17 protein-coding genes are annotated in these 18,257 nt (G+C 66.5%); 12 read left to right on the top strand and 5 right to left on the bottom strand.

The features are described 5' to 3' along the window. Positions 1-77: 77 nt before the first annotated feature. Entirely contained in the window at positions 78-1,244 is a 1,167-nt protein-coding gene (gene dksA, locus FQS62_RS15300; RefSeq protein ID WP_226053683.1) for an RNA polymerase-binding protein DksA, read from the top strand. Between the two features lie 554 nt (positions 1,245-1,798). On the opposite strand, the gene FQS62_RS15295 is transcribed toward dksA, so the two are convergent. The 3 genes from FQS62_RS15295 to cysS are packed head-to-tail and all read right to left on the bottom strand — an operon-like array spanning position 1,799 to position 4,925. Then, positions 1,799-3,046 carry an MFS transporter gene (locus FQS62_RS15295; RefSeq protein WP_049447588.1) on the bottom strand — a complete coding sequence of 416 codons (1,248 nt, stop codon included), beginning with the start codon at positions 3,044-3,046 and terminating at the stop codon, positions 1,799-1,801. Continuing rightward, a complete protein-coding gene (locus FQS62_RS15290) occupies positions 3,043-3,495 on the bottom strand; it encodes a SufE family protein (RefSeq protein WP_010486631.1) in 453 nt (150 codons plus the stop codon). Before FQS62_RS15290 ends, FQS62_RS15295 begins: the two co-directional genes overlap by 4 nt. Positions 3,496-3,548: 53 nt before the next feature. Then, positions 3,549-4,925 (bottom strand): cysteine--tRNA ligase, encoded by a 1,377-nt coding sequence (gene cysS / locus FQS62_RS15285; RefSeq protein ID WP_057500183.1) that lies wholly within the window; start codon positions 4,923-4,925, stop codon positions 3,549-3,551. A gap of 188 nt (positions 4,926-5,113) precedes the next feature. Here cysS and FQS62_RS15280 point away from each other — a divergent pair, with 188 nt between their 5' ends. The 11 genes from FQS62_RS15280 to FQS62_RS15230 all read left to right on the top strand — a co-directional run bounded on the left by FQS62_RS15280 (position 5,114) and on the right by FQS62_RS15230 (position 16,489). Next, on the top strand, positions 5,114-5,683 hold the full coding sequence (locus FQS62_RS15280) for a glycine zipper 2TM domain-containing protein (protein WP_049447897.1): 570 nt from the start codon (positions 5,114-5,116) through the stop codon (positions 5,681-5,683). A gap of 318 nt (positions 5,684-6,001) precedes the next feature. After that, complete coding sequence (locus FQS62_RS15275) at positions 6,002-7,012, top strand: N-acetylornithine carbamoyltransferase (protein ID WP_154349392.1); 1,011 nt, start codon at positions 6,002-6,004, stop codon at positions 7,010-7,012. A gap of 120 nt (positions 7,013-7,132) precedes the next feature. Continuing rightward, a complete protein-coding gene (locus FQS62_RS15270) occupies positions 7,133-8,326 on the top strand; it encodes an argininosuccinate synthase (RefSeq protein WP_049447895.1) in 1,194 nt (397 codons plus the stop codon). Positions 8,327-8,474: 148 nt separating this feature from the next. Continuing rightward, complete coding sequence (locus FQS62_RS15265; RefSeq protein ID WP_208043007.1) at positions 8,475-9,563, top strand: acetylornithine deacetylase; 1,089 nt, start codon at positions 8,475-8,477, stop codon at positions 9,561-9,563. 25 nt (positions 9,564-9,588) lie between these two features. Then, complete coding sequence (locus FQS62_RS15260; RefSeq protein ID WP_049447893.1) at positions 9,589-10,917, top strand: acetylglutamate kinase; 1,329 nt, start codon at positions 9,589-9,591, stop codon at positions 10,915-10,917. Positions 10,918-10,920: 3 nt separating this feature from the next. Beyond that, on the top strand, positions 10,921-11,523 hold the full coding sequence (locus FQS62_RS15255; RefSeq protein ID WP_049418141.1) for a GNAT family N-acetyltransferase: 603 nt from the start codon (positions 10,921-10,923) through the stop codon (positions 11,521-11,523). Next, entirely contained in the window at positions 11,520-12,473 is a 954-nt protein-coding gene (argC, locus tag FQS62_RS15250; protein WP_134972050.1) for an N-acetyl-gamma-glutamyl-phosphate reductase, read from the top strand. Before FQS62_RS15255 ends, argC begins: the two co-directional genes overlap by 4 nt. A 20-nt stretch (positions 12,474-12,493) precedes the next feature. After that, positions 12,494-13,789, top strand: coding sequence for an argininosuccinate lyase (gene argH / locus FQS62_RS15245; protein WP_049447891.1), 1,296 nt, complete (start codon positions 12,494-12,496; stop codon positions 13,787-13,789). Continuing rightward, positions 13,789-14,052 (top strand): YciI family protein, encoded by a 264-nt coding sequence (locus tag FQS62_RS15240; protein ID WP_049447890.1) that lies wholly within the window; start codon positions 13,789-13,791, stop codon positions 14,050-14,052. Before argH ends, FQS62_RS15240 begins: the two co-directional genes overlap by 1 nt. An 11-nt stretch (positions 14,053-14,063) precedes the next feature. Then, entirely contained in the window at positions 14,064-15,221 is a 1,158-nt protein-coding gene (gene proB, locus FQS62_RS15235; protein ID WP_049451507.1) for a glutamate 5-kinase, read from the top strand. Then, on the top strand, positions 15,218-16,489 hold the full coding sequence (locus tag FQS62_RS15230) for a glutamate-5-semialdehyde dehydrogenase (RefSeq protein ID WP_049445732.1): 1,272 nt from the start codon (positions 15,218-15,220) through the stop codon (positions 16,487-16,489). Before proB ends, FQS62_RS15230 begins: the two co-directional genes overlap by 4 nt. Before the next feature lie 44 nt (positions 16,490-16,533). Here the strand turns inward: FQS62_RS15230 and pgaD are convergent, their stop codons facing one another. After that, positions 16,534-17,004, bottom strand: coding sequence for a poly-beta-1,6-N-acetyl-D-glucosamine biosynthesis protein PgaD (pgaD, locus tag FQS62_RS15225; RefSeq protein ID WP_049445730.1), 471 nt, complete (start codon positions 17,002-17,004; stop codon positions 16,534-16,536). Further along, complete coding sequence (pgaC, locus tag FQS62_RS15220) at positions 17,001-18,257, bottom strand: poly-beta-1,6-N-acetyl-D-glucosamine synthase (protein ID WP_049445728.1); 1,257 nt, start codon at positions 18,255-18,257, stop codon at positions 17,001-17,003. The genes pgaD and pgaC overlap by 4 nt, the downstream gene beginning before the upstream one ends.

Raw genomic sequence — 18,257 nt, 5'->3', positions numbered from 1 at the left:
GGAAGAGCGTTTCGTGGCTGCTAAAAAAAACTGCAAAGAAGGCCGCAACGGCCGCCAAGAAAACCGCCAAGCCTGTTGTGAAGAAGTTGGCGGCAAAGCCCGTTGCCAAGAAGCCGGCCAGCAAGCCGGCGACCAAGGCAGCGTCCTCGCAACCGGCGGCCAGGAAGGCCACCGCAAAGAAAACGCCGGTCAAGGCAACCAAGCCGGTGGCGAAGAAGGCCGCTGCGCCCGCCAAGTCCAAGCCTGCCGCTGCCAGCAAGAAGGCGCCGGTGGTGAAGAAGGCCGCCAGCAAGGCCGCGCCGATGAAGAAGGCCGCCGCCAAGCCGGTAGCGAAGAAGGCAGCAGCCAAGCCGGCGCCGAAGGTGGTGGTGAAGAAGGCTGCAGCCAAACCGGTCGCCAAGCCTGCGGCAAAGAAGGTCGCTGGAGCTAAACCGGTTGCCACGCCTGCCGCTGTAAAGAAGGTTGCCAAGAATGTTGCCGTGCCGGCCGTCAAGCCGACCCCGGCCCCAGTAGTGAAGTCCGCACCGAAGCCTGCTGCCAAGCCGGCTCCGGCCAAGCCTGTCCCGGCCAAGACCGTGGCAGTGGCAGCAGCCCAACCGGCCTCCAAGCCGGCCCCGGCCGCCGCTCCTGCCGCTTCGAAGGCCCCGCAATCCAAGAATCCCGTGCCCGTTTCGAAATCGCCTGCCAAAACCGCCGTGAAATCCGATTCCGCCCCGAAGACCGTGTCGCGCCCTGTCGGCAAGGTTGCCGTGGCCGTCGCCGCCCGCTCGGCGGCACCGGCCCCGCGCAGCAAGTACAAGGTGGTCGAGTACAAGACCGACGAGGCCACCGGCCGCCCGATCCTGCCGGCTGGCTACAAGCCGTCCTCGGAAGAGGAATACATGAGCCCGCTGCAGCAGGAGTACTTCCGTCAGCGCCTGCAGAACTGGCGCGCGGACCTGGTCGAAGAGTCCAAGCAGACCATCGAGAATCTTCGCGAGGAAGTGCGTGACATCGGCGACGAAGCCGAACGCGCGACCCGCGAGACCGAGAACTCGCTTGAACTGCGTACCCGTGACCGCTACCGCAAGCTGATCGGCAAGATCGACAGCACCCTGAAGCGCCTGGAAGCGGGCGACTACGGTTACTGCGTCGACACCGGCGAAGAAATCGGCCTGGAGCGCCTGGAAGCGCGCCTCACCGCCGAACGCACCATCGACGCCCAGGAGCGTTGGGAGCACCTGCAGAAGCAGCAGGGCGACTGATTCCTGATCGTTGTCTGGTCATGCAGAAAACCCGGCTTCGGCCGGGTTTTTTGTTGGGTTCGAGTTGGTTGTGTAGAGCAGCACCTTCCGCGTATCGGAGGGAGCCTGCGGGTGGGTCCGGGCAGGACACGCTGCAAGTACATCCCTGTAAGCTCGGCCGCGGCATCCATGCCGCGGATGGTCCTGCCCGGACCCACCCGCAGGCGCTCGACGGTTTCCTGCGTGCGCGGCCGATGTAGAGCCGAGCCCACGCTCGGCTCAGGCCGACAGGAGCGGTCATGCGTGCGCTCGCGGCTGTTGAGTCCGCCTTGTAGCGCGCCGAGCACCGCAGGGGAATCAGGGGCGAAGAGGCGGCTCCATCCTGTAGAGCCGACTGCTAGTCGGCTGGCTCTCCGCGCCGTCCCCTGATTCACCGAGAAGCACCGGCTCGCGGATGGCGGAGCGTTTCTTTGGTTACTTTCTTTTCGCGAAAAGAAAGTGACAAGCCCAATCATCGAGGGAGAGCAACGGACCCAGCCAAACGCCCGGCGCCGCCGAATCCGCTGTTCGCAGCATCATTGCAGGTCGCGAAGGTTCAGTTTCCGCAGCGTCGGGTTCTTCCATGCGGTGATCCCGGCCACGCTCAGCACGGCGAACCCACCCAGCACCACGGCCGGCACCAGGCCGAGCAGCTTCGCCATCGTGCCGGCATAGAACGCGCCCAGCTCGTTGGACGAACTGATGAAGATGCCGTTGATCGACGACACCCGTCCGCGCATCTCTTCCGGCGTGGCCAACTGCAGGATGGTCGAGCGGATCACCACCGAGACGCCATCGAAGGCCCCATAGAACAGCAGGATCAGCGCCGACAGCCAGAAGTGCTGCGACAGGCCGAAGCCGATCACGCACAGGCCGAACCCACCCACCGCGAACAGCAGCACGCGGCCTGCATTGCGATGCAGCGGGTGGCGGGCCAGCCACAGGCCCACGCACACCGAACCGAGTGCCGGCATCGCGCGCAGGATGCCCAGGCCCTCCGGACCGTGGTGCAGGATTTCGTGCAGGAAGGCCGGCAGCATCGCCACCACACCGCCCAGCAGAACCGAGAACATGTCCAGCGCCATCGCCCCGACCATGATCCGGTTGCCGACCACGAAGCGCGCGCCTTCGGCGATGCTCTTGAAGATGGGCGCGGCAGGACCGGTGTGCACCGGTTCTTCCACCTTCAACGTAGCCAGGCAGGCCATCGCCACCAGCGCAAAGGCTGTTGCCACCGCGTAGGACAGGCCCTTGCCACCGAAGCCGACCAGCACGCCGCCCAGTGCCGGACCGGCAACCATGCCGGCCTGGAACACCACCGCGCCGAGGCCGGCGCCGCGCGCGAACTGGTCGCGGGCCAGCACGCGGGCGAACAACGCGTTGTAGATCGGCGACAGGAAGGCGCGGACCATGCCGGTCAGGGCGATGGCCGCATAGATGGGCCACACGCCTTCGAACGGCAGCCAGCCCTTGGCCACGCTGGTCAGCACCAGCGCGGTGGCGATCAGTCCGGAGCAGGCCGCCATGCCCAACCGGCGCCGCGGCAGGTGGTCGACCAGATAGCCGGCGAATGGCGCCACGCAGAAGAACGGCAGTACCTCGGCCAGGCCGATCAGTCCCAGCGAGAACGGATTGCGGGTGACTTCGTAGATATGCCAACCGACGGTGACCGCCACCACCTGGTAGGACAGCATCGCGAAGATGCGGTAGGCCAGCAGCTTGGCGAAGCCGGGCCGGGACAGCAGGCCCAGCGCGGTGTCTTCGGCTGTGGCAGGCTCGCTCACGACGGATCGCGCTGCAGCTGGGCCTGCGCGGTCTCGCGGATGAAGGCCAGCATCGCCGCCACACCGTTGCTGCGGGTGGGGGAGAGGTGGCGGGCCAGGCCGATGTCCTGGATGTAGCTCGGTTCGGTGGCGAGGATCTCCTGCGCCGAGCGCCCGGAGTACACACGCAGGGCCAGGAAGATCAGGCCGGAAACGATGGCCGAATCACTGATGGCATGGAAGCGCAGCGACTGCGCGTTGCCTTCCGGCACGATCCAGACCATCGACTGGCAGCCGAGCAGGCGATGCTCTTCGGTCTTCCATTCTTCCGGGAAGGCCGGCAGCTTGCGGCCGAGGTCGATCAGGTACTGGTAGCGCTCGGACCAGTCGCCGAAGAAGCCGAATTCCTCGGCGATGGCGGTCTGTGCCTCGGCGGCGGTGGGTTCAAGCGGGAACGGGGAGTCGGTCACAACGGTCTCTACGGTGGGGCGTGGCCGGCGGACCGGCCACGGGGCAGGGCAGGTCAGCCGCGCTTGCGCGACCAGCGCACGCCCTGCGGGGTGTCTTCCAGCACGATGCCTTCGGCGGCCAACTGGTCGCGGATGGCATCGGAACGGGCGAAGTCGCGGGCCTTCTTGGCGGCGGCACGCTCGTCGATCAGGCCCTGGATGCGGGCATCGTCGCCGCCGTCGCTGGCCGCAGTGCCGAACCACTGTGCCGGGTCGGCCTGCAGCAGGCCCAGCGCCAGGCCCGCACCAAGAAGCTCGCCCTTCAGGCGTGCCTGTTCGGCCGGGTCGGTGGCCCGGCGTGCATCGGCGGCGATGCGGGCCACTTCGGCCAGCGCCTGTGGGGTGTTCAGGTCGTCGTCCAGGGTCGCCTCGACCGTGGACGGGATCGCCACGACCGCGTCGACCGATGCCAGTTCGCGCAGGGTGCCGTACAGGCGGTCCAGGGTGCGCACCGATTGTTCGATCAGGCCGTCGGACCAGTCCAGCGGCTGCCGGTAATGGGCCGACAGCAGGGCCAGGCGCAGCGCTTCCGGCGGATGCTGGCGCACCAGATCGTGCACGCGCTCGATGTTGCCCAGCGACTTGCTCATCTTGGCGCCGCCGAAGTTGAGCATGCCGTTGTGCAGCCAGAAGCGGGCGAAGATCTTGCCGCCGTGGGCGCATTCGCTCTGCGCGATCTCATTTTCGTGGTGCGGGAACTGCAGGTCGACGCCGCCGGCGTGGATGTCGATGGTCTCGCCCAGATGGGCGGCGGCCATCGCCGAGCATTCGATATGCCAGCCCGGGCGGCCACGGCCCCACGGCGATTCCCAGCCGGGCAGGTCGTCGCTGGACGGCTTCCACAGCACGAAGTCGCCCGGGTCGCGCTTGTACGGGGCCACGTCGACGCGGGCGCCCGCCAGCATTTCATCCGGGTCGCGGCGCGAGAGCTTGCCGTAGCTCTCGAAGCTGGCCACCGCGAACAGCACATGGCCTTCGGCGGCGTAGGCATGACCATTGGCGATCAGCTGTTCGATCATGGTGATGATCTGCGGCATGTGCGCGGTCACTTCCGGCTCGATGTCCGGCGGCACCACGCCCAGCGCGGCCATGTCTTCACGGTAGGCGGCGGCGAACCTGTCGGTGATGGTGCTGATCGGCACCCCCTGCTCACGTGCAGCGGTGTTGATCTTGTCGTCCACGTCGGTGATGTTGCGCGCGTAGCGCAGGCCACCGAAACGGCGCCGCAGCAGGTCGGCCAGCACCCCGAACACCACCGGGCCACGGGCGTTGCCGATGTGTACGTAGTTGTAGACCGTCGGGCCGCACACATACAGGGTCGGACAGGCCGGGTCGAGCGGAGTGAACGGTTCGAGCTGGCGAGTCAGGTTGTTGTGCAGGCGCAGGGTCATGGGGCTGTGGCTGGGGGACAAGCCTGTGATTTTAGAACGTGTCGGCCCCCTTTGGGGGCACCGCCTGCCACCGGTGGACGCCGGGTCCGCCCAAGGTGGGGTGGGCAGGAGCAGCGTGGACGGGTAATGTTCAGCCCCTTGCGCTCGCCACTGCCTACACTATTGCCGTGTCCTTGCCCCCTTCGCCAATGAAATCCACCGCGTTGCTGACCCTGGCCTGCCTGTCGGCGCTGGCCGCCGTGGCCCAGGCGCAGGAGGCCGAGCCCCGCAACCGGGTGGTGATCGTGGAGAACGTGAAGTTCGACTACGCGCAGGTGCTGAACGTCGAGCCCGTGTTCCAGACCCTCCGCGCGACCCGTACCGAAGAGCACTGCGAGCCGGTCTCGACCCGGACTCTGGCGCCGGTCAATGTCACCGGCGAGGAGCCGGTCGAGGACAAGGGCCGGATCAGCCGCTTCTGGGACTCGGTGCGCTCGATGTTCAAGCGCAGCGATGAAGAGGTCTCCGAGGACACCGCCGCCGAGTCACCGGCCCCGGCGCCGGCACCGGCCAACAACGGCCCGATGCTGACCCGCGACTGCCGCATCGTGCCGGTGGGGCGTGAATTCCGCAGGCCCATCGCCTACGACGTGGATTACGTCTACAAGGGCACCAAGTACCGCTCGCGGCTGCCGGAAGACCCCGGCAACCGGCTCAAGATCCGGGTGTCGATCACCCCCTGGGTCGGCCCCGAGCAGGGCACAGCCAGCAACCCCTGATTCTGCGACCCCGGCCCCTTGCGCCGGCCCCAGCCGCATGCAAAGATAATTGACCATGAAGCTCACCGACTTCCAGCGTGACAGCAGCGCAGCCCGACAGGCGTCGGGCATGACCTCGCGTGCGCGTCGACCGGAACCCCACATCCTGGCTGGGTAACCGGAGCTTTTTGCTGTTCGTCCGAAAAAAACCCAGCTGCCCGGCTGGGTTTTTTCGTTTCTGCGTTCTGAAAGCTGCAACTGCAACCTTTTCGTTCCACCTTTGCTTCCTGTTTTCCCTTCCACCGCGTCGAACCCGGCGCCGCCACGCAAGGAAAGATGATGTCCCCCATGCACTTCCTGAACACCCAGGACTGGAGCCGCAGTGATCTCGACGCGCTGCTGACCCAGGCCGCGCTGTTCAAGCGCAACAAGCTCGGCGACCAGCTCAAGGGCAAGTCGATCGCGCTGGTGTTCTTCAACCCGTCCATGCGCACCCGCACCAGCTTCGAACTGGGCGCGTTCCAGCTCGGCGCCCACGCGGTGGTGCTGCAGCCGGGCAAGGATGCGTGGCCGATCGAGTTCAACCTCGGCACGGTGATGGACGGCGACACCGAAGAGCACATCGCTGAAGTGGCCAAGGTGCTGGGCCGTTACTGCGACATCATCGCCGTGCGCGCGTTCCCCAAGTTCATCGACTGGGCCTACGACCGCCAGGACATCGTCCTCAACAGCTTCGCCAAGTACTCGCCGGTGCCGGTCATCAACATGGAGACCATCACCCACCCGTGCCAGGAGCTGGCCCACATCATGGCCCTGCAGGAGCACTTCGGCACCCAGGACCTGCGTGGCAAGAAGTATGTGCTGACCTGGACCTATCACCCCAAGCCGCTGAACACTGCCGTGGCCAACTCGGCGCTGACCATCGCCACCCGCATGGGCATGGACGTGACCCTGCTGTGCCCGACCGCCGACTACATCCTCGACGAACGCTACATGGGCTGGGCCGAGCAGAACGTGGCCGAGAGCGGCGGTTCGCTGAAGATCAGCCATGACATCGACAGCGCCTATGCCGGTGCCGACGTGGTCTACGCCAAGAGCTGGGGCGCGCTGCCGTTCTTCGGCAACTGGGAGCCGGAAAAGCCGATCCGCGACCAGTTCAAGCACTTCATCGTGGACGAGCGGAAGATGGCGCTGACCAACAACGGTGTGTTCAGCCACTGCCTGCCGCTGCGCCGCAATGTGAAGGCCACCGACGCGGTGATGGATTCGCCGCAGTGCATCGCCATCAACGAAGCCGAGAACCGCCTGCATGTGCAGAAGGCGATCATGGCGGCGGTTGCCGGGCGCTAGATCGAACAAGGGGGTAGAGCCGACCGTTGGTCGGCTGCTCCCGCAGCGGCGCATCCAACATTCCAGCCGACCAACGGTCGGCTCTACCGAATTCTCATCCCCCAAGTGGACCTGACCCCCATGAGCAACAAAGACGTCGTTCTCGCCTTCTCCGGCGGCCTGGATACCAGCTTCTGCGTGCCGTATCTGCAGGAGCGCGGCTACAACGTGCACACCGTGTTCGCCGATACCGGCGGCGTGGATGATGAAGAGCGCGATTTCATCGAGAAGCGTGCCGCCGAGCTGGGCGTGACCAGCCACGTCACCGTCAACGGTGGCCCTGCCATCTGGGAAGGCTTCGTCAAGCCGTTCGTATGGGCCGGCGAAGGCTACCAGGGCCAGTACCCGCTGCTGGTCTCGGACCGCTACCTGATCGTCGATGCCGCGCTGAAGCGTGCCGCCGAACTGGGCACCAACATCATCGCCCACGGCTGCACCGGCATGGGCAACGACCAGGTCCGCTTCGACCTGGCCGTGAAGGCGCTGGGTGACTACCAGATCATCGCGCCGATCCGCGAGATCCAGAAGGAACACACCCAGACCCGCGCCTACGAGCAGAAGTACCTGGAAGAGCGTGGTTTCGGCGTGCGCGCCAAGCAGCAGGCCTACACCATCAACGAGAACCTGCTGGGCCTGACCATGTCCGGCGGCGAGATCGACCGTTGGGAAGCTCCGGGCGAGGGTGCCCGTGGCTGGTGCGCGCCGCGCAGCGAGTGGCCGGAACAGGCGCTGACCGTCACCCTGAAGTTCGTCGAAGGCGAAGCCGTCGAACTGAACGGCAAGGCGCTGCCGGGTGACCAGATCCTGGCTCAGCTCAACAAGCTGTTCGCCCCGTACGGCGTTGGCCGCGGCGTCTACACCGGCGATACCGTGATCGGCCTGAAGGGCCGCATCGTCTTCGAGGCCCCGGGCCTGGTTTCGCTGCTGGCCGCGCACCGCGCGCTGGAAGATGCGGTCCTGACCAAGCAGCAGAACCGCTTCAAGCCGGACGTGGCACGCAAGTGGGTGGAGCTGGTGTACGAAGGCTTCTACCACGACCCGCTCAAGACCGACATCGAAGCCTTCCTCAAGTCCTCGCAGGCCAAGGTCAACGGCGAAGTGGTGCTGGAAACCCGTGGTGGCCGCGTCGATGCAGTGGCGGTGAAGTCGCCGCATCTGCTCAACACCAAGGGCGCCACCTACGCGCAGTCGGCCGACTGGGGCGTGGAGGAGGCCGAAGGCTTCATCAAGCTGTTCGGCATGAGCTCGACGCTTTACGCGCAAGTCAATCGCTGAGCGATTGAATTGCGCGCACGTCTCCCGCGCATTCCACCTTAACCCTGCGCCGTTGGCGCGCCCCCTTCAACAAGAAGGGGGCTCTCCACCAGACGCATCACGGTAGCGCCGGGCCATGCCCGGCGGAATTCCACAGGATCTTTGTTTCATGCTTGAACAGACGCTCGATCACCTGCAGGCCCTGGTGTCCTTCGACACCCGCAACCCGCCGCGTGCGATCACCACCGGTGGCATCTTCGATTACCTGCGCGCGAACCTGCCCGGCTTCAACGTCGAGGTGATCGACCATGGCGCGGGCGCAGTCAGCCTGTACGCCGTGCGCGGGACGCCGAAGTACCTGTTCAACGTGCACCTGGATACCGTGCCGGACTCGCCGCACTGGAGTGCCGACCCTCTTGTGATGCGCCGCCTGGACGACCGTGTGGTCGGTCTGGGCGTGTGTGACATCAAGGGCGCTGCCGCTGCGCTGGTGGCGGCGGCCAACGCCAGCGATGGCGATGCCGCCTTCCTGTTCTCCAGCGACGAAGAAGCCAACGATCCGCGCTGTATCGCCGCGTTCCTGGCCCGTGGCCTGCCATACGAAGCGGTGCTGGTGGCCGAGCCGACCATGAGCGAGGCGGTGCTCGCGCACCGTGGCATCAGCTCGGTACTGATGCAGTTCGCCGGCCGCGCCGGGCATGCTTCGGGCAAGCAGGATGCGGCCGCCAGTGCGCTGCATCAGGCCATGCGCTGGGGCAACCGTGCGCTGGACCACGTGGAATCGCTGGCTTCGGCGCGCTTCGGCGGGCTGACCGGCCTGCGCTTCAACATCGGTCGCGTCGAAGGTGGGATCAAGGCCAACATGATCGCACCGGCTGCCGAAGTACGGTTCGGCTTCCGCCCGTTGCCATCGATGGACATCGATGGCCTGCTGGCGACCTTCGCCGGTTTCGCCGAACCGGAAGCGGCGTTGTTCACCGAAACCTTCCGTGGCCCCAGCCTGCCGGCCGGCGACATCGCCGAAGCCGAGAACCGCCGCCTGCTGGCACGTGACGTGGCCGATGCGCTGGACCTGCCGATCGGCAATGCCGTGGACTTCTGGACCGAGGCCTCGCTGTTCTCCGCCGGTGGTTACACCACGCTGGTGTTCGGCCCGGGTGACATCGCCCAGGCCCACACCGCCGATGAGTTCGTGACGCTGGAACAACTGCAGCGCTACACCGACGCCGTGCACCGCATCATCGCCGCCGGCGCCTGATTATTCCCTTTCCGACGAAACCGAAATGTCTCCTGCCCTCCAGCCCCACCGCCAGACCCGCCAGACCATCGTGCGCCTGCTCTCCAGCATGGCCAGCGCGAAGGAGATCAGCCAGTACCTCAAGCGCTTTTCGCAGCTGGATGCCAAGCGCTTCGCCGTGGTCAAGGTCGGCGGCGCGGTGCTGCGCGACGACCTCGACGCGCTGACCTCTTCGCTGTCGTTCCTGCAGGAAGTCGGGCTGACCCCGATCGTGCTGCACGGCGCCGGCCCGCAGCTGGATGCCGAACTGTCGGCCGCCGGTATCGAGAAGCAGACCGTCAACGGCCTGCGCGTGACTTCGCCGGAAGCGCTGGCGATCGTGCGCCGGGTGTTCCAGCAGTCCAACCTGCGCCTGGTCGAGGCGCTGCAGCAGAACGGTGCGCGTGCCACCTCCATCACCGGTGGTGTGTTCGAGGCCGAGTACCTGGACGTGGACACCTACGGCCTGGTCGGTGAGGTGAAGAAGGTCAACCTGGCGCCGATCGAAGCCAGCCTGCGCGCCGGTTCGATCCCGGTCATCACCAGCCTGGGTGAGACCGCAGGCGGCCAGATCCTCAACGTCAACGCCGACTTCGCCGCCAACGAACTGGTGCAGGAACTGCAGCCATACAAGATCATCTTCCTGACCGGTACCGGCGGCCTGCTGGACGAGCAGGGCAACGTGATCGATTCGATCAACCTGTCCACCGAGTACGACCACCTGATCGCGCAACCGTGGATCCACGGCGGCATGAAGGTGAAGATCGAACAGATCAAGGATCTGCTCGATCGCCTGCCGCTGGAATCGTCGGTGTCGATCACGCGTCCGGCCGACCTGGCCAAGGAACTGTTCACCCACAAGGGCTCGGGCACGCTGGTGCGCAAGGGCGAAAAAGTGCTGCGCGCCACCGCCTGGGACGAACTGGACCTGCCGCGCCTGAAGGGTCTGATCGAATCCAGCTTCGGCCGCACCCTGGTGCCGGACTATTTCCAGAAGACCAGGCTGCTGCGCGCCTACGTCAGCGAGAACTACCGCACCGCGGTCATCCTCACTGATGAAGCTGAAGGCGTGTACCTCGACAAGTTCGCCGTGCTCGACGACGCACAGGGCGAAGGCCTCGGCCGTGCGGTCTGGAACGTGATGCTGGAAGAAACGCCGCAGCTGTTCTGGCGCTCGCGCCATGGCAACCCGATCAATCACTTCTACTACGCCGAGTCCGATGGCTGCTACAAGCAGGATCAGTGGAAGGTGTTCTGGTTCGGTGCCGATGGCATCGACCGGATCAAGACCTATGTCGATCATTGCGCGCAGCGCACCCCGAGCCTGCAGGGCTGAGCAATGAGCAACCTCGATGCCTGGAACACGGTTCCTACCCTGCGCGGCCAGCACGTAACCCTGCAGCCGCTGCAGATGGAACATGTGCCCGGCCTGCGCGATGCGCTTGAAGGCAGCGGCCTGGACCAGCTCTGGTACACCCAGGTGCCGTCGCCGGAACAGGCCGAGACCTATGTGCGGGCCGCGCTGCAGGCGCAGAGCGAAGGCAAGGTGCTGCCGTTCGTGATCCGTGATGCGGCTGGCGGAATCGTCGGCAGTACCCGTTTCTATGACATGGATGCCGGTGTGCCGAAACTCAGCCTCGGCTACACCTGGTATGCGCCGCGCGTGCAGCGTACCGGCGCCAACACCGAAGCCAAGCTGTTGCTGCTGCAGCACGCCTTCGAAACGCTGGGCTGCATCAGCGTGGTGCTGGAAACCAGCTGGTTCAACGCCACCTCGCGCACTGCCATCGCCCGCCTCGGCGCCAAGCAGGACGGCGTGCTGCGCAACCACAAGCGGCATGCCGATGGCACGCCGCGCGATACCGTCATCTTCTCCATCATCGATGCGGAATGGCAGGGCGTGAAGCGCCACCTGCAGTACCGCCTGGACAGTCACGCATGAACGATTCGACTTTCACCCTGGGCATCGTCGGTGCCCGCGGCCATACCGGCGCCGAGCTGATCAAGCTGGTGGCCGCCCACCCACGGCTGAAACTGGCTTTCGTCTCCTCGCGCGAGCGCGCCGGGCAGCGCCTGTCCGACCACCACCCGGAATTCCAGGGCGAGCTGCAGTACGAAAACCTGGACGCCGACGCGGTGGCGGCCAAGGGCGTGGACGCGGTGATCCTGGCCCTGCCCAATGGCCTGGCCGCACCGTTCGTGGCCGCGCTTGAAACCGCGAAACCGGACACCGTCATCGTCGACCTCTCCGCCGACTACCGTTTCGACAACAGCTGGTACTACGGCTTGCCGGAGCTGACCCGCGGCCGCTACAACGGCCAGAAACACATCAGCAACCCGGGCTGCTATGCCACGGCGATGCAGCTGGCGGTGCATCCGCTGCTGGACCTGCTGGCCGGTCCGCCGCAGTGCTTCGGTGTCTCCGGCTACTCCGGCGCCGGTACCACGCCGTCGGACAAGAACAACGTCGAACTGCTGGCCGACAACCTGATGCCCTACGCGCTGACCAACCACGTGCACGAGCGCGAGGTGTCGGTGCAGCTGGGTGTGGCTGTTGAATTCATGCCACATGTTGCGCCGCATTTCCGTGGCATCACGCTTACCGCCAACCTGTGGCTGAACCGCGTGCAGACCCGCGAACAGATCGTCGAGCGCTTCCAGCAGGCCTACGCCGGCGAACCCCTGATCGAAGTGGTGGATGAAGCGCCGTGGGTCAGCCGCATCGCCGGCCGCCACGGTGCCCAGGTCGGTGGCTTCACCCTGGCCCCGGGCGGCAAGCGGGTCGTCGTGGTGGCGACCCTGGACAACCTGCTCAAGGGCGCGGCCACCCAGGCCATGCAGAACCTCAACCTCGCGCTGGGCATCGACGAACTGACGTCGATCCCGCACTGAACACGTATTCCGGAGCCCCCATGGCAGACCTTCTTTGGCAGAAGCCCGGCGTTGCTGTCGACGCCCAGATCCAGACCTTCCTCGCTGGCGATGACGTGATCCTCGACCGCGAGTTCTTCCTGCATGACATCGCCGCCAGCGCCGCGCATGCGCAGGGTCTGCAGCACATCGGCATCCTCAGCGCCGACGAGCTGGAAGGCCTGTTGCGCGAACTGGAGATCCTGGCGCAGGACTTCCGCGAAGGCCGTTTCGTGCTGGATACGCAGTACGAAGATGGCCACTCGGCGATCGAAGCGCGCCTGACCGAACGCCTCGGCGATGCCGGCCGCAAGATCCACACCGGCCGCAGCCGCAACGACCAGATCCTGGTCGCCACCCGCCTGTGGTTGAAGGAGAAGCTGCAGCGCGTGGCGCAGCTCAGCGCCGAGGTGGCCAAGGTCGCGCTGGACCGCGCACAGGCCGAGAAGGACCTGCCGGTTCCCGGCTACACCCACATCCAGCGTGCCGTGGTGTCCTCGGCCGGCATGTGGTGGGCCGGCTGGGCCGAGGCGTTCATCGACAACGCCATCCGCGCGCGCGACACCCATGCACTGGTTGACGCCAATCCACTTGGCACCGCCGCTGGCTACGGCGTGAACCTGCCGCTGGACCGCGAACACACCACGGCCGCGCTCGGTTTCGCGCGCATGCAGATCTCGCCGATCTATGCACAGCTGTCGCGCGGCAAATTCGAGCTGGCCGCACTGGAAGCACTGGGTGGCGCGACCCTGGACCTGCGCCGCATCGCCTGGGACCTGTCGCTGTTCACCAGCGCCGAGTTCGGTTTCGTCGCGCTGCCGGCGCAGTACACCACCGGCAGTTCGATCATGCCGAACAAGCGCAACCCGGACGTGATCGAGCTGATGCGTGCCACCCACGCCAGCGTGGCCGCTGCGCGCACCGAGATCGAGCAGCTGCTGTCGTTGCCGTCGGGCTACCACCGCGACCTGCAGTCGTCCAAGGGCGCCATCTTCCACGGTTTCGGCCGTGGCCTCGCCGCACTGGAGCTGCTGCCGGCGCTGCTGGCCAATCTGGAATGGCGTGACGACCGGCTGCGCGCAGCGATCGACTCGGGCATGTATGCCACCGACGTCGCCGTGGAAGCAGCCGTGGCCGGTGTACCGTTCCGTGAGGCCTACAAGGCCGCTGCAGCTGGTGCCGACAGCGCAGGGCAAGGACGCACGCCGGAAGGCAGCCTGGCCGCGCGTGTGTCGCCGGGTTCGGCCGCCGATCTGCGCCTGGACGAGCTGCACGCGCGCTGGCAGGCGCTGTCCTGATGGCGGGCACCGTCTACCTGGTGATGGCCATGCGCCGGCCGGACTTCAACGATGCAGCGGTGCAGCCGCACCGCGAATTCCTCGACGCGTTGCAGGCGCAGGGCAAGCTGCAGTTGACCGGTGGTTTCGCCGATGGCAGCGGTGGTGCCTATGTGCTGTGCAACGTGGACAGCCTGGCGCAGGCGCAGGCCATCATCGCCACCGATCCGCTGGTGACGATGCAGGCCTCCGACCTGACCGTGCACGAATGGAATACCCGCTGAGAGCCTGACCGATGATCCAGCACGCTGCCCACGTCGCCTCGCCGTTCCCCGAACAAGCGCTGCCGCCATGGCGGCGTGCGGTGCTGAAGGTCGGCAGCAGCCTGCTGGCGGCTGATGGCGGTGGCCTGTCGCCGCGCCACGCGCTGGGCCTGGCCCAGTTCGTCTCGGCCAATGTACTGGCCGGGCGCGAGGTGGTGATCGTGTCGTCCGGTGCGGTTGCGGCGGGGCGCGCGATCCTGCCGCGGGCCGATGAGCCCGGTGCGGCGATGGCGGCGAGGCAGGCGCTGGCCGCGCTCGGCCAGGCCCAGCTGATCGGGCTCTGGCAACGCTTCTTCGAGCGCCCGGTGGCGCAGGTGCTGCTGACCCATGACGACCTGCGCAACCGCCGCCGCTACCTCAACGCCCGCGCCACGCTCAACGAACTGCTGCGGCTGGGAGCATTGCCGGTGGTCAACGAGAACGACACCGTGTCGGTGGACGAGCTCAAGCTTGGCGACAACGACAACCTGGCGGCGACGGTGGCGGCGCTGGTCGATGCCGATGCGCTGTTCATCGCCACCGATATCGATGGCCTGTACAGCGCCGACCCGCGCACCGTGGCCGACGCGCGGCCGCTGCACGACGTGCCGGAACTGAGTGACGAGGTGCTGGCGATGGCCGGCGGCGCCGGCTCGCGCGCCGGTACCGGCGGCATGCGCACCAAGCTGGAAGCGGCGGCCAAGGCGGGTCGTCTCGGCATCGAAACCTATCTGTTCAATGGCCGCAGCGGTGACGTGGTACGCGCGCTGGCCCAGGACCGCCTGTTCGGTACCCGTATCCACGCCGCGCGCAGCCGTGAGGCGGCCCGCAAGCACTGGCTGCGGCACGCGCCGCTGGTCGAGGGTGCGATCGTGATCGATGCCGGCGCGGCGCAGGCGATGCGCGAGAAGGGCGCCTCGCTGCTGCCCGGCGGCATCACCGGCGCGGAGGGCATGTTCCGCCGTGGCGACATGGTGCAGGTGTGCTGGAACGCGCCACAGGGCCGCGTCTGCGTGGCGCGCGGCGTCAGCCAGTACGCGGCCGATGATGTGCGCCGGATCGCCGGCCGCCATTCGCGCGACATCGAGGCCGTGCTGGGCTACAACTACGGTGGCAGTGTCGTCCATCGCGACGATCTGGTGCTGCCATGACCGGTTTGAAGGACTCCCCGATGAGCGAAATCGAAGTGCAGGCACGTGCCTGCCGTGATTCGGCCCAGACCGTTGCCGGCCTCGACAGCGCGTCCCGCCGCACGTTGCTGCTGGCGATGGCCCAGGCACTGGAAGTGAATGCCGGGCTGATCCTGGCCGGTAATGCGCGTGACCTCGCCGCCGCGCGCGACAAGGGCGTTGGCAGTGCCATGCTCGACCGCCTGGCGCTGGACCCGGCACGCCTGTTCGCGATGGCCGAAGCCGTGCGTGAGGTGGCTGCGCTGCCCGATCCGGTCGGCCAGATCACCCGCGACGATGTGCGTCCAAACGGCATCCGCGTGCAGAAGGTACGCGTGCCGCTGGGCGTGATCGCAATGATCTACGAGGCGCGCCCGAACGTGACCGCCGAAGCGGCCGCGCTGTGCCTGAAGGCCGGCAATGGCGTGATCCTGCGCGGTGGCTCCGAGGCGATCCACTCCAACACCGCCATCGCCCAGGCGCTGGCGGGTGCCTTGCAGGCCAATGGCGTACCGCCGGCAGCGGTGACCGTGCTGACCGACCTGCGTCGCGAAGCAATGCTGGAACTGCTGCAGCTGCATGAGCTGATCGATCTGGCGATTCCGCGCGGCGGCGAAGGCCTGATCCGCTTCGTTGCCGAGCATGCGCGGGTGCCGGTGATCAAGCACTACAAGGGTGTCTGCCACCTGTTCGTGGATGCCAGCGCCGACCTCAGCAAAGCCATCGATCTGCTGGTGGACGGCAAGTGCAGTCGTCCGTCGGCCTGCAATTCGCTGGAGACCCTGCTGGTGCACCGCGATGTGGCCGAAGCGTTCCTGCCACGCGTGGCCCAGGCGCTCGGTGAGCGTGGCGTGCAGCTGCGCGCCGATGCGCAGGCGCAACCGCTGCTGCCGGGCAGCACGGCGGCGACCGATGAGGATTACGCTGCCGAGTTCCTCGACCTGGTGCTGGCCGTGCGCGTGGTTGATGACCTCGAGGCGGCCATCGCGCACATCCGCCGCTATACCTCCGACCATACCGAAGTGATCGCCACCGAAGACGCCGGCCACGCCGAGCGCTTCGTCACTGCGCTGCGCTCGGCGGTAGTGATGGTCAATGCCTCATCGCGTTTCTCCGATGGTGGCCAGTTGGGCCTGGGCAGCGAGATCGGCATTTCCACCACGCGCCTGCACGCGTACGGCCCAATGGGCCTGGAGGCACTCACCGTCGAACGATTTGTCGTGCGCGGTGAAGGGCAGACGCGCAAGTAGATCCACGCCATGCGTGGATGCTCTTCGCGGTAGACCCCGGTGGGTCACACCACCTCGCGACGGATGCCGATCGGTCGCGCGTGATCGTCCATGTGCAGCGTGGCGGCCTTGCAGGCCAGCAGGCGCTCGGCCAGCCCGGTGCTGGCCCCGAGGTCAGCGGCCACTTCATTGAGGCTGGCCAACGGTCGCGGCAGGCGCCGGTCGTGGCCACGGAAGCGCGCGCGGTTGTACTCGGCCCAGCCGATCAGCAGCACGCTGGCGCACAGCAGCATCAGTGGCAGCGCCACCAGCACATAGGGGTCGAACTGGCTTTGCCGTTCGTACAGCTGCCGCCAGGCCAGCTGTCCGCCGATCAGCCACGACACCAGGGTCACCAGTGGTGCCCACAGGTAGAAGTAGAAGCCCCAGAACGCCAGGGTGACGAATCCCCAGGCAGTGCGCTGGAAGCGCGGTTGATGGTGTGGCTTGCGGATCATCCGCGAGTCGAAGCGGTTGGACGGGTGTCGTGCGTTCATCGGATCCCCCGGTCGGGGCTGGTCCAGGTGGCGCGCTTGCTGCGACGGCGCAGCAGGGTCTTGGGAAGCGCCACCAGGGTGGTGGAAAGGCTGATCAGCCAGTACGCCATCGGGTACCAGATGACCCAGAAGTAATTGCGTCCAATCTGTGTTTCGTAACGCCGGTCGATGATCAGGCTGCTGGCGAACTGCAGCAGGCAGACCAGGGCCAGGATCACGCCATGCCACTGCGGAAGCAGGCTGGCGATGTGCAACTCTGGTGGCAGTTCGATGAACTTGCCCAGTGCCCACAGCAGCACGATGAACAACATCGTGTAGGCCCAGATCACGCTCAGCACGTACTCCAGCAGTACGCCCCACATGCGCCGCTCCTTCCAGTGCAGCAGCGAGCCGGCGTGGCGCAGCATCACTTCCACGCCGCCCTGCGCCCAGCGCAGCCGCTGCCGCCACAGGCCCTTCAGCGTTTCCGGCATCAGGATGAAGCACAGCGCATTGGGTTCGTAGCGGATGTCCCAGTGCGCGCGCTGCAGGCGCCAGCTGATGTCGATGTCCTCAGTGACCATGTCGTCCGACCACCAGCCGACCTGATGCAGGGCGGTGCGTCGGAAGCCGGCGATCACTCCGGAGATGGTGAAGATGCGCCCGTACACGCGCTGCGCGCGCTTGATCATGCCGATGATCGAGGAAAACTCCGCCACCTGAAGGCGTCCGAGCAGGGTGGAGCGGTTGCGGATGCGCGGGTTGCCGGTCACTGCACCAACCCGGTTGCCGCTGACCAGGTGCCAGACCATCCAGTGCAGCGCATGCTCTTCCAGCATTGCATCGCCATCAATGCACACCAGGTATTCCGAGCGCGCGGCCAGCGCACCCATGCGCAGCGCATTGGCCTTGCCCAGGTTGCGGTCCAGGTGCAGTACGCGCAGCCGCGGATGCTGCGCTGCCAGTGCGTCCAGTCGCGCGCCGGTGTCATCGCTGCTGCCATCATCGATGGCGATCACTTCGTAGTCGGCGGGATAGCGCTGGGCCAGCACCGCAGTGAGCGTATCGTCCAGGTTCTCCGCTTCGTTGTGGCAGGGCACCAGCACGGTTGCGAAGGGGGGATCGAGCATCAACGGCGGATCGTTGCGCGGGCGCGAGTGGCGCTCGCGCCGGAAGTAGTAGTACAGGCCGCCGGACATCCAGAAGAACGCCATCACCATCGGGTAGTAGAAGGCGAACTGGAACAGGACCTGCAGCAGCGGATGCATGTCCAT

The sequence above is a fragment of the Stenotrophomonas sp. SBJS02 genome (assembly GCF_020428325.2).
Lineage (GTDB): Bacteria > Pseudomonadota > Gammaproteobacteria > Xanthomonadales > Xanthomonadaceae > Stenotrophomonas > Stenotrophomonas africana.
Note: the sequence above shows the minus strand (reverse complement) of the source record. Positions and strands in the feature narration are given on the sequence as shown.